This is a genomic window from Parabacteroides sp. PFB2-10 (genome assembly GCF_029893085.1).
Taxonomy (GTDB): domain Bacteria; phylum Bacteroidota; class Bacteroidia; order Bacteroidales; family Tannerellaceae; genus QVMG01.
On sequence record NZ_JARXWI010000010.1, the window covers coordinates 40,304 to 52,586 of the forward strand.

7 protein-coding genes are annotated in these 12,283 nt (G+C 46.6%); all 7 read left to right on the forward strand.

Annotated elements, in window-relative coordinates:
• Positions 1–4 precede the first annotated feature (4 nt).
• The gene (locus M2137_RS10435; protein WP_280766379.1) at positions 5–2,080 is read left to right on the forward strand and encodes a RagB/SusD family nutrient uptake outer membrane protein; all 2,076 of its coding nucleotides are present in this window, start codon (positions 5–7) and stop codon (positions 2,078–2,080) included.
• A gap of 12 nt (positions 2,081–2,092) precedes the next feature.
• Positions 2,093–2,809 carry a DUF1080 domain-containing protein gene (locus tag M2137_RS10440; protein ID WP_280766380.1) on the forward strand — a complete coding sequence of 239 codons (717 nt, stop codon included), beginning with the start codon at positions 2,093–2,095 and terminating at the stop codon, positions 2,807–2,809.
• 284 nt (positions 2,810–3,093) lie between these two features.
• Complete coding sequence (locus tag M2137_RS10445) at positions 3,094–4,647, forward strand: glycoside hydrolase 43 family protein (protein ID WP_280766381.1); 1,554 nt, start codon at positions 3,094–3,096, stop codon at positions 4,645–4,647.
• Positions 4,648–4,793: 146 nt separating this feature from the next.
• On the forward strand, positions 4,794–7,784 hold the full coding sequence (locus tag M2137_RS10450) for a sialate O-acetylesterase (RefSeq protein WP_280766382.1): 2,991 nt from the start codon (positions 4,794–4,796) through the stop codon (positions 7,782–7,784).
• A gap of 335 nt (positions 7,785–8,119) precedes the next feature.
• Positions 8,120–9,511, forward strand: coding sequence for a Gfo/Idh/MocA family oxidoreductase (locus M2137_RS10455; protein WP_280766383.1), 1,392 nt, complete (start codon positions 8,120–8,122; stop codon positions 9,509–9,511).
• A 17-nt stretch (positions 9,512–9,528) separates the two neighbouring features.
• Complete coding sequence (locus tag M2137_RS10460; RefSeq protein ID WP_280766384.1) at positions 9,529–10,833, forward strand: PmoA family protein; 1,305 nt, start codon at positions 9,529–9,531, stop codon at positions 10,831–10,833.
• A 27-nt stretch (positions 10,834–10,860) separates the two neighbouring features.
• Positions 10,861–12,243, forward strand: coding sequence for a putative oxidoreductase C-terminal domain-containing protein (locus M2137_RS10465; RefSeq protein ID WP_280766385.1), 1,383 nt, complete (start codon positions 10,861–10,863; stop codon positions 12,241–12,243).
• Positions 12,244–12,283 lie beyond the last annotated feature (40 nt).

A 12,283-nucleotide genomic window follows, 5' to 3' on the forward strand; every position in this document is an offset into this window, starting at 1 on the left:
GAATATGAAAAATCATATCAAACATATCGCCTTCACCGGCATTATAGCGCTTTTCATGGGTTCTTGTTCCGATTTTCTGGATGAAAAAGGATACAATACAGACTATACCTATTATGAAACGACTGAGGGGTTGGAAACATTAGTTGTCGCTTGTTACCAGAACGGACGCGGTATGTTCTCCACATCCAATACCCCTTCAGGTATTGCTTTCCAGGAGATCGGAACTGACCTGTATACGATCGGCGGAGATGGATCAACGGACTTTGGCCTCTACACATCGGCCATGAATCCTTCCAACGAAACATTCTCCTCTTTTTGGACCGATTGTTATAATGGGGTCGCCCGAGCCAATCTCGGGTTGAAATACCTTTATGCCAACAACACCATGGCAGAATCGCTCAAAAACATACGTGAAGGAGAATTATTGTTCTTACGCGCTTACTACTATTATGTACTGGCTGTTCATTATGGCTCTTGTCCGCTCATATTAGAACCGGTGGATGAGCCGAAGTTCGACTTTGCCCGCGCTCCCCAAAAGGATATATGGGATCAGATCGTCAGTGACGCCACAAAAGCGTGGGAACTGCTTCCTTGGGCCGATGCCAACGGAAATGTAACAAATGACTATGGCCGCGCCAGTAAAGGAGCAGCCGGACATCTCCTGACAAAAGCACATCTGTTCCGTTATTGCGGATTTAAGTATGTATCCAGTCAGTCCGACAGCAATATGAATGAAGATCGCGGTGGCTCGGATGGCGACTTGGACAAAGCAATCCAGTATGCCAGTGCCGTTTGTAATTTCGGAACAGGAGCAGGTAGCGGCAGCAACCATGCGCTTGCCGAGAACTTTGCTGACCTTTGGCGCTTCGATCCCAAAACAGGAGGTCCAACTCCTGGTGATTATGCCGGACCGGAAGTGCTCTTCAGCATCCAATTCTCTACAGATCATTTCTATAACAACCAGGCGCCATCGGCTACCAACAGCGGAGGTAACTGGCTGCATATGATGTTTACATCCCAGGTAGAGGGTATGCCGATGGTCACGGTCAACGGTAAAGGAACTGAGAATGTTTCGCTGGGTACCAGTATGGGGATCGGCAGAAACCTGATTACAGGGCGTCCCTGGAGAAGAACCTCGCCTACTCCCTATCTGTATGCTGAGGATGGTCTGTATGGCCCGCAATACTATGCAGAAGGAAAAGCCGGTAAACTCATCGACTCACGTCTGTACAAATCCCACGTATGGGTCTATTATGCCAATCAGGTACCTAATACCACCTGGATTTCTTTCGAAAACGCTGCCGGCAGCTTCAACCCGGCTAACATCGGTAAAGAGGAAGGGACACAGCGTTATGAGAAAGGAGATACGGCTGTTGTCTTCTCTGTGGAGAACATAGACAAGCGCTTCACAAACGGTACCACGTCGGAAAAACTGGCTCTCTCACGTGCTATGTCTCCCTTCTGGTATATCCCGATGCCATCGATTACCCGCACCAACTTAGGGAATCGGGGCAACCGGGATGGCATCACCAATACCTTCCCCACGCTGATTAAATACTTAGATAGCCGTCGGGGATCAGCCGACTACCAGGCAGGCTTCAGAGATTATTTCTGTTACCGTCTGGGAGAAACCTATATCCTATTGGCCGAAGCGTTGGCAATGAAGGGTGACTATGATGGATCGGCTGCAGCGTTGAATATCATTCGTGAACGGGCCGCCTGGAAAGAGGGAGAAGAAAAATACACCCATTTCTATCTGTTCGATGGTGGTAACCCCGCCGACTTCACCAAATCAACCGTGGAGGATATGAAGGTAAACGGCGCTTTTATCTCAGCCATGAACGACCAGCAACGATTGGTATTCTTCGCCGATGAGAGCGGAAGAGAAACAGAAGGGGAATTACACCGCTTTGAAAATTTGGTGCGTAATGGTGCCGACTTCTTTGTCAAGATGGTGAAAGAGCGTAACTATTACGCAGAGCCTAATATCAAGCCCTTCCATCGTTTTCGACCGATCCCGCAGAAGCATATCGACAGACTGGATCCAGCCGATCCCAATCCACAAAATTATGGTTACTAATCTGTTGGAAATATGAAATCATCTGTTTTATGGATTACCTGTTTGCTCTTTTGCCTCACCCAAGGACATGCACAAACAGCTCTAAACAGGCTAAGTGAAAAGGAGCAGAAACAAGGGTGGATCTTACTATTCAACGGTAAGAACCTGGAAGGATGGCAATCGGTCGGGAAATCGACCCCTCCGGAAAAAGGCTGGACCGTGGAAGAGGGAGTCCTGACTGTGAACAAAGGAAAACCTCAAAGAGGAGGAGACATCATCACGCAGGAGACCTATTCCAATTTTGATCTATATTTTGAATTCAAACTGACAAAAGCTGCCAACAGCGGAGTGAAATATCTTTTCACAATGTATGAGAAGGGCGGTTGGTTAGGGAATGAGTATCAGGTGCTGGATGACGAGTTTCATCCGGATGCAAAAGCAGGTGTTAACGGAAACCGTAAAACAGCTTCTCTCTATGATGTGATACCGGCGGGTAAAAAGAACCTGAAGCCAACGGGAGAATGGAACCAGGGGCGCATTGTGGTGAAAGGCTCCAAGGTTTCCCATTACCTGAATGGGAAAAAGGTGCTTGGCTACGACCTCAAAAGTAAAACCTATGTCAAAGCTGTTGAAGGAAGTAAATTTAAGGCTGCGTCTCCTGTATTTGGAACTGTAGGAAAAGGGCACATTTTGCTTCAGGATCATCAGGATGAAGTATCTTTTAGGAATATTAAGTTGAGGCGTCTGTAACAGACAAAGCCGAAGATAAAAATCCCAGGAAGATTGTTTAGTGATCCATTCTATTTCAAGATTCAACTGTCAAGAGAAAGGCGTAAGTTCCTACTCTTGCAGTTGAATTTCTTGGTTTTTTTTGTTATTCTCCCTGCCAAATGTAACATACGGAAAGACTTTTGTAGCAAATGATATGTGGTGGATATTGAAAGAAAGATATCTTTGTGACGAAAGGAATATGAGAGATGACAATCATAGGTTAACATGAGATATGTTGTATAATTTAAAAAAGAATAAATGAAATGAAAAAGAGTTGCACACTATTACTTTTGGTTCTGCTCATTATGGGCGGATGTAAAGGAAAACAAGCTTTGGTAAAAGACACATTTACGAATCCTGTAATTTTCTCCGATGCGCCTGATATGGATGTTATACGGGTAGGAAGTGATTTCTATATGGTCAGCACGACCATGCACCTGATGCCCGGCGTGCCAATCATGAAATCCAAAGACTTGGTCAATTGGGAGATCATCAGCTATGTGGTGCCTGAAATCAAAGACAGCCCGGCATACGACCTGGAAGGAGGCAATGTATATGGACAAGGACAATGGGCTTCTGCGATCCGTCACCATAACGGGAAATTTTATATCTTCTTTGCGACCAACCGTCCGCAGAAAACCTATATCTATAGCGCTGTCGACCCAGCCGGAAAATGGGAGAAAGTGATGGATCTCAACCAACGATTCCACGATACCTCTCTATTATTCGACGACGATGGCAAGGTCTATATCGCCGGAGGAAATGGAAGTATCCGCATGCGCGAATTGAAAAGCGATTTATCGGGTGTGAAAGAGGATGGAATCAACGTGGAAGTGATCAATGGAAACGAACGTAACCTCAAAGGACTCTTAGAAGGAACACACCTCTGCAAATATAACGGCAAATACTATATGTTCCTGATTTGGTGGCCGGGAGGTGGCATTCGTACGCAGCTCGCTTTCCGCTCCGACAAGATTGAAGGACCTTATGAACATAAGGTGATCCTTTCCAACGATATGGACCGTAAAGGTGCCGGTGTAGCACAAGGCTGTATTGTTGATACCGAAGCGGGCGACTGGTACGGATTCCTGTTTCAGGATAGAGGAGCTGTAGGGCGTGTGCCGGTGTTGATGCCTTGCCGTTGGGAAGATGGCTGGCCGATTTTGGGTGATGCCGAAGGAAAAGTGCCGTTAGAGATGAAACGTCCTGTCTTGGGACAACCGGAAACGCCGCTGGTGATCAGCGATGAGTTCAAATCCAGCAAACTGGCGCTCAACTGGCAGTGGAACCATAACCCTGACAACTCATTATGGTCGTTGACCGAACGCAAAGGATATATGCGTCTGAAGACCGGTAAGGTAGTAGAAACCATTTTCGAAGCACGCAATATGTTGTCGCAACGCACCGAAGGACCGGCATGCCAAGGCATCGTGTCGATGGATGTATCGAAAATGAAAGACGGGGATGTCGCCGGATTGAGTGCCTACTGTGCAGATCCGGGTATTATATCGGTCAACATGGAAGGCGGGAAAAAATACCTTGTCATGACCGACCGTAATACCGAGAAAGAAAGAGTCGAACTGCTTAAGGATGTTGTTTATCTCCGCCTGGATTGCGATTTCAATAAAGGAGCGGATAAGGCTAATTTCTATTATAGCCTGAACAATAAAGATTGGACTAAATTGGGAACAGAATTCAAGATGGTCTTCAACTTAAAGCATTTTATGGGTAACCGCTTTGGCATCTTTAATTACGCTACGAAATCGCCCGGCGGCTATGTTGATATCGACTTCTTCCATTATAAGAAGATCTTGTAATGTAACTACTTAGCCATACTCCGCAAGGATTTATATGTAAATAGCCCCGGATGTCAACCCGGGGTTATTCATATATAAGTCCTTACAGATTTTTGCTTATTAGTTACCCTATAATTCGTTTCCCTCCATAAGTTTTAAATATAAAAATGATGAGAAAACTGATCTATTTCCTCATACCCATTCTGTTATTTTCTATCGTAATAAATACATTTGGGCAAGAGCAGAAACCAGACCCTAATTTCTTTATTTATCTCTGTATAGGGCAATCTAATATGGAAGCAGGTGCCCGGCCGGAAGAGCAAGACAGTGCGCCTGTTGATCCAAGATTTCAAATGCTTTCCGCTGTTGATATGCCTCAGTTGCAACGTACAAAGGGCAATTGGTATGCCGCCAATCCGCCACTCAACCGAGGCGAAAACAGGATGGGACCGGTCGATTTCTTTGGCCGGACTATGGTTGCCAATCTTCCGGAAGAATACCGGGTTGGAGTAATTAATGTATCTGTTGCCGGAGCAAAAATAGAACTTTGGGGGAAAGACACCTATAAGGATTATTTGGATAGTGCCGAAACATGGATGCAGAATATCTGTAAACAATACGATGGAAATCCCTATCAACGCTTGGTAGATATGGCAAAAATAGCCCAAAAAGAAGGAGTAATCAAAGGACTTCTCATTCATCAGGGCGAATCAAATTCCACTGATCCCGAATGGTGTCATAAAGTCAAGAAGATTCATGATAATCTGGTAGAAGATTTACATCTCAATCCTGCTGAATTTTATACGTTGGCTGGCGAACTTAAAAGCGCAGAAGAGGGCGGTGCCTGTGCAGGTTTCAATACGAATATCCTGGTTCATCTGCCTGAGGTTCTTCCAAATGCTTATATTATTTCTTCCAAAGGATGTAAAGGCGTTAATGATCCTTTCCATTTCAATCTTGAAGGATTCCGTGAACTTGGCAAACGATATGCTATTCAAATGTTGGAATGCCAGAATATGCCTGTTATTACACCCTATCATGTTGAATTAAATGTGAATAAATTGGGCATACACATTAGCCCCACGCTGAATTGTATCTTTTATGAAGATATCAATCAGGCAAATGATGGTGGCATATGTGCGCAGTTGATTCAGAATAATTCGTTCCAAATGTACAACGTTCCCGGTGCTCCACAGAAAGAATTTTCTGTATCTCCGTCGGACATTTTCGGATGGACAGTTATAGAAAAAAATGGATCGAAAGGTACAGCTGTGCCTGTTGATGATAAGCCCTTGGTTTCCCATACCAAATACTATGATTTTGATGAAAGCGATTCATACGATGATGAATTGAAATACAAACAATACTGCATCCGGTTTGATATTAAGAAACCGGGTGATGGGTTTGGCTTGGCAGCCAATGGATATGGAGTTACCCCTTATGGACCAGAAAAAGAAGGACATTATTATTCAGTAAACACACAAACTCCCTCTTTGCCGATAGTAGCAGGCATGAAGTATGATTTGGGGCTCTATTTACAAGGTAAAAAATATAGAGGCACGATCCAGGTATATCTTGAAAATGCTGACGGACAACGCAATTCAAACATTTTATCTTTCAAAGGGTTAACAAATGAGTGGGAACAATTTATCGGCACCCTGACCGCTGAACGAAGCGAAGACTGTCGCTTAGTCATTATGGCTAAGAAAGCCGGAACGTTCTATCTTGATTTTGTTACTCTTGTTCCGGAGGCCTCCGAATTATGGCATAATGGTGATGCCGGACATTTGCGAAAAGACTTATTGGAAGCCTTGGAAGGGCTAAAGCCAACATTTATGCGTTTCCCTGGTGGTTGTGCTTCGGAAGGACCAAACTACTGGGGGCAGGTTTTCTGGAAAAATTCCATAGGCCCGATAGAAGAAAGGATTGGATTTAGGAATCATTGGGGTACATGGACATCCCAACACATCGGTTTCTATGAATATTTCCTGATGGCTGAGGAGCTTGGTGCCAAACCGCTCCCGGTACTAAACAACGGGGTTACATGCCAATTCGCAGGTCACTCATACGTTGCCCCGCTCAATACAGCAGAAGATCGCCAACGGTTTCATGCGATTTATGTACAAGATGCACTGGATTTGATTGAATTTTGTAACGGAGATGCTACTACCAAATGGGGAGCAGTGCGTGTAGCTCAAGGGCATCCTGCGCCATTTAATCTGGAATATCTTGCCATAGGCAACGAAAACAGTGGTGAAGCGTTTTGGGAACGATTTGATATAATCTATAAAGCCGTAAAAGAAAAATATCCGGAGATAAACGTTATAACAACTTCCGGCGCCCGCCATTCCGGTAAAGAATTCAATACCAATTATGCTATTATTGATGAGAAATATCCGGAAAGTATTGTTGACGAACATTATTATTCGAGGGATGAATGGTTTTACAACAATACGCATCGCTATGATGCTGACCAGGTGCGTGGAGACCAAAATAAAACCTATGACCGGAAAAACCCAACACGTGTATTTGTGGGCGAGTTCGCCAATAATGGAACAAATAATGCCTATGTGTCAACGTTGGCCGAGGCGGCATTTTTTACCGGATTAGAACGTAACTCAGATATGGTTGTGATGGCGGCATACGCCCCTCTTTTCTGTAAGAAAGGCTTCAACAAATGGAACTCAAATCTCATCTGGTTTGATAATCGAGGTCTTTGGCGTACCACCAATTACTACTATATGTCCTTGTTTGCCAATAATGTGGGAAATAGAGCATTTGAAATCTCTCCTTTTTATAAAGGTGACACAGAAGACAATTCAGTCTATACATCGTCGACTATTGACACAAACACGGGAATCCTTTATGTGAAAGTGGTGAATTCGGAGAATGCAACGAAAGAAACCATGATTCATGTGAATGGAGATGAGAGTAGAATGTATCGGGTAACAATGGAATATCTCACCTCAACCGATACATCGGTTAAGAATCAGGGTGATCAAAATTATTATAGTAATGCTCCTCATGTGGAGAATTTTAATTATGATGAGCCGATTACCCCCCAAACGTTAGAAATAGGAACGGTTTCCGGAGCATTTAGAGTGGCATTCCCGGCGCATTCCGTCAATGTGGTTAAGTTTATTCCTGTGGAGGAGTAATTTCGCACCACACAAAATCCCAAAATGTTAAAATATGGATTGTAAGCAAAACGCCCGTTTTGCTTACAATTCCATACGTTAAAAAGTGTTTCTCCCGGGAGTTTGTCTCCAAAGTCCCGCTTTTTTGCGCGCAAAGTCCTGCGAAAATTTCAAATCGTAAGTTGGGGTCATTGACGGAAATGGGGAGTTTTAACATTTTTTAATCCGTAAATTAACAACATAGCCCTTTTGCACGCCATGGTAGTAAATAGATAATAGTTATTCTTTGGCGACAAACAGGTTGGAATGGTTATATTTGTCAATACTAGTGATTTGTGTTTTTAAATAAAAATATCATGAACAAGCGAGAATTCTTAAAACGAAGTATTTTATTGACCGCAGGGGCGTTTACGGCTCCCACGATTGTGAAAGCGTCGGTCTTCGGTCCCAATGCGCCTTCCAATCGCATCAATATCGGCGTGATCGGTGTCGGTCGTCAGGGACGTGGTGATATGACGGGGGTTATACGGATGGCTGATGTGCGTATCACGGCTGTTTGCGACCTGGACAGGATCCGTATGGCAGATGCCAAAGAGTTTACGGAAACGACCACCGAACGATTCTTGCAGACCCCGCATAAGGGTGTGAAAATGTTTGAAGATTATCAGGAACTTCTCTTAGACAAAGAGATCGACGGGGTATTGATTGCCACGCCCGACCACCAGCATGCCCGCCTGGCTATCGATGCAGCGTACGCCGGGAAGGATATGTATCTGGAAAAACCCGCTTCGCTCACGATATGGGAAGGACGCCAGATGAGTAACGCGATGAACGCCACCGGACGGATCTTCCAGATCGGCAGTCAGCAGCGCTCCAACCGCCACTTCCGCCGCGCCTGTGAACTGGTGCGTAGCGGACGGATCGGGAAACTGAAAACCGTCGAGGTGCGCTTGCCGGGCGATCCGCCGGGTGGCGATCCGACACCGATGCCTATCCCTGATTATTTCAATTACGATGCCTGGCTGGGATCTACTCCCTATGTGCCTTATACAATCGACCGTGTGCATCCGCAGGCCGTCAATGGCAAACCGGTATTCTCGCGTCCGGGATGGCTTCGTTGCGAACAGTTCGGTGCCGGCATGATCACCGGATGGGGATCGCACCACTTTGATATTGCCCATTGGGCGATGGATATGGAATATTCCGGTCCGATAGAGATCGAAGCGAGTACGGTATTCCCGGCCGAAGGATCGGGGCTTTGGAATGTACACGGGCCGTATCAGTCGCAGATGCTCTATGCCAATGGCGTGGTGGTGAAAGGCATGGAAGAGGGTCCGACCAAACCGAACGGCATTTTGTTTATTGGAGAAGAGGGTTGGATATTCACCTCCCGCGGTGGCGAAAGAGTGACCGACAGCGATCCGATCAAAGTGGATTCAGGCGGTCAGGAGAGAGGGCCGTTAAGCGCTTCCGATCCGAAGATCTTGCGCGAACTGACCGACGACGATGTGCATCTGTATGAATCGGAAAACCACACACGCAACTGGATCGATTGCATGCGTACGCGCAAACCGACCATCGCTCCGGCCGAGGTGGCACACCGCTCCTGCTCGGCTTGTCTGTTGCAGCAGATAGCCATGCACCTGAAACGTAAACTCTATTGGGATCCGCGCAACGAATGCTTCCTCAACGATGATGAAGCCAACGCGATGATCTCCCGCCCGCAACGTGCTCCGTATCAAATTTAATTTAGAAGGTTGACAAAATGAAATATATAACAAGAGTATTATTGATTGCCCTAAGTTTGGGCCTGTTTATGCCAAGCAGCTGGGCCAAGCCATTGAAAAGGATGCGGGTAACGGTAGATGCCGCAGGTGTTGAACGCAACAACACCATTGCATCGCTGGATCTATCGGGGTATGAGGTGCCGGAAGGCAAAGAGATCGTTGTCATAAATGCGGCCGACAAATCGGTTTGCCTGAGCCAGTTGGAGCAATGCGATATAGACGGCACGACGCTTTATTGGCGTATCGACGGTGCCCTGGCGGCAAACGATACCCGCGAATACATCATTGAAACGCAGAATGCACAAGCCGAAAAGGATCCGGTGATGAATATCACGCGTGACCGCATGCGCAACCTTATCCTGACCCAGAACGGGCAGAAGGTGTTGCAATACAATGTGGCGATGGCGCGATTGCCCCACGGAGCCGATCCGGTCTTCAGCCGCAACGGTTATATCCATCCGGCCTGGTCGCCGGCGGGTAACGTATTAACGAATATCAACGCGGCAGACCATATGCACCATTACGGGATTTGGAATCCGTGGACCATGGTAGAGTACGACGGGGCGATCTATGATTTATGGAATATCGGCGACAAAAAAGGAACTGTTCTTTTTGATTCGCTGTATACCACCCGCACCGGCGACCTGTTTGCCGATATCGTCGTAGGACATCAGCATCTGATCTTCCAGCCACAGAAGGAACAGGTGATCAATACGATCGAGTCGATCGTGAAGATCACCCCTAAAAAGAGGATCAATATCATGGATGAATTCATCGATATGCGCGTGTGGAACACAGGACAGCCGGGTTATCTCTGGGATTTTGTGTCCGATCTGATTCCGGCCACTGAGCTGCCGGTGTTATTGAAAGCCTACCGTTATGCCGGTTTTGGCTGGCGCGCTACGGCCGACTGGACCAACGAGAACGTGGTGATGATGACCTCCGAAGGCAAAAGCCGCCCGGAGATCGACGGCACAAATGCCCGCTGGATCTATGTCACCGGCATGAGTCCCAAAGGCCCTTCGGGCATTCTCTTTATGGGCTATCCGGAGAACCAGAACTTCCCTGAGCCGTTGCGCATATGGGATCAGAATGCTAATGGCGGACGCGGGGATGCGTTCATTAACTTTGCTCCGACCAAGAATGTCGATTGGGAACTGAAGGCAGGCGAGAGCTACCGGTTGCGCTACCGGATGTTTATGTTCGACGGCAGCATCACACCGGAAAAAGCCGAAGCCATCTGGCAGGATTTTGCTAAGCCGGTGAAGGTTACAATCAAATAAACAGGATCCATACGAAAAAAGAGATAAATGAAGAAGACGCTGATGTTTCTAATGACCATGGCACTTATGATGTCATGTAACCAGAAAAAAGAGGAATCAGGCGCATTTACCGGGGCTCCGGGTGAGGTGAAACTCCTTACCCTGGCTCCCGGTCATTTCCATGCCGCCCTGGTTCAGAAGACATCCTATCCGCAGGTAAACAAAGATGTCTATGTGTATGCGCCTGAGGGCGACGAGGTGGTTCAACACCTGGAGAAGATCAAGGGATACAATACCCGTGCGGATGAGCCGACCTCCTGGAACGAGATTGTCTATACAGGCGATAACTATCTGCAACGGATGATTGCGGAGAAAAAGGGAAATGTGATGGTCGTAGCCGGAAATAACCGGAAAAAGACCGAATATATTAAGACTGCGCTGGACAATGGCATTCATGTATTGGCTGATAAACCGATGGCTATCAATCCGGAAAACTTCCAATTGCTGAAATCCTGCTTCGAAACGGCGGAGAAAAACGGCCTGTTGCTCTATGATATCATGACGGAGCGTTATGAGATCACCTCCATATTGCAGCGTGAATTGGCGCATATTCCCGGCCTGTTCGGGGAGTTTGTGCCGGGAACTCCGGAGAGTCCGGCAGTCGTGAAAGAGAGTGTACACCATTTCTCGAAGCTCGTATCCGGAGCGCATCTGCTTCGTCCGGCCTGGTTCTTCGATGTAGAGCAGGAGGGCGACGGCATTGTGGATGTGACCACCCACTTAGTTGACCTCATCCAATGGGGCTGTTTCCCGGAAGAGATCATCGACTATACGAAAGATGTGGAGATATTTGACGCGAACCGTTGGGCTACGACGGTCGATCCGGCGCAGTTTAAGCAGGTGACACAGATGGATTCCTACCCCGATTATTTGCAGAAAGATGTGAAAGACGGCGTATTGCATGTCTACTCCAATGGCGATATCCTCTACAAACTGAAAGGCTTGTATGCCAAGATCTCTGTGATCTGGAACTTCGAGGCGCCTCCCGGCATCGGAGATACCCATTTCTCTATTATGCGCGGCACGAAAGCCAACCTGGTTATCCGCCAGGGAGCAGAGCAGGACTATAAACCTACGCTCTATGTGGAAGCGGCAAATGATACTAACAATAATCTGAAAACCGACCTGGACAAGGTGATCAACAGCCTGTTACCCACCTATCCCGGTATTTCCGTGGAAGAAGTAGCCGGCGGATGGAAGGTGAATATCCCGGAATCTTACTCCGTCGGGCATGAAGCCCATTTCGGCGAGGTAACCGAGCGCTATCTGCACTATCTGATAGATGGGAAGCTACCGGATTGGGAAGTACCCAATATGATTGCCAAATATTATGTAACAACCGAGGCTTTACGCATTGCCAAATCAAAATAGATTAGTAATTTAGGCGTCGATATTAATTTATTTATAGTAA

What these genes read in the sequence shown, in the direction of transcription:
- M2137_RS10440 (WP_280766380.1), top strand. Translation starts at nt 2,093, where the DNA reads ATGAAATCATCTGTTTTATGGATTACCTGTTTGCTCTTTTGCCTCACC.
- M2137_RS10460 (WP_280766384.1), top strand. Translation starts at nt 9,529, where the DNA reads ATGAAATATATAACAAGAGTATTATTGATTGCCCTAAGTTTGGGCCTG.
- M2137_RS10455 (WP_280766383.1), top strand. Translation starts at nt 8,120, where the DNA reads ATGAACAAGCGAGAATTCTTAAAACGAAGTATTTTATTGACCGCAGGG.
- M2137_RS10445 (WP_280766381.1), top strand. Translation starts at nt 3,094, where the DNA reads ATGAAAAAGAGTTGCACACTATTACTTTTGGTTCTGCTCATTATGGGC.
- M2137_RS10435 (WP_280766379.1), top strand. Translation starts at nt 5, where the DNA reads ATGAAAAATCATATCAAACATATCGCCTTCACCGGCATTATAGCGCTT.
- M2137_RS10450 (WP_280766382.1), top strand. Translation starts at nt 4,794, where the DNA reads ATGATGAGAAAACTGATCTATTTCCTCATACCCATTCTGTTATTTTCT.
- M2137_RS10465 (WP_280766385.1), top strand. Translation starts at nt 10,861, where the DNA reads ATGAAGAAGACGCTGATGTTTCTAATGACCATGGCACTTATGATGTCA.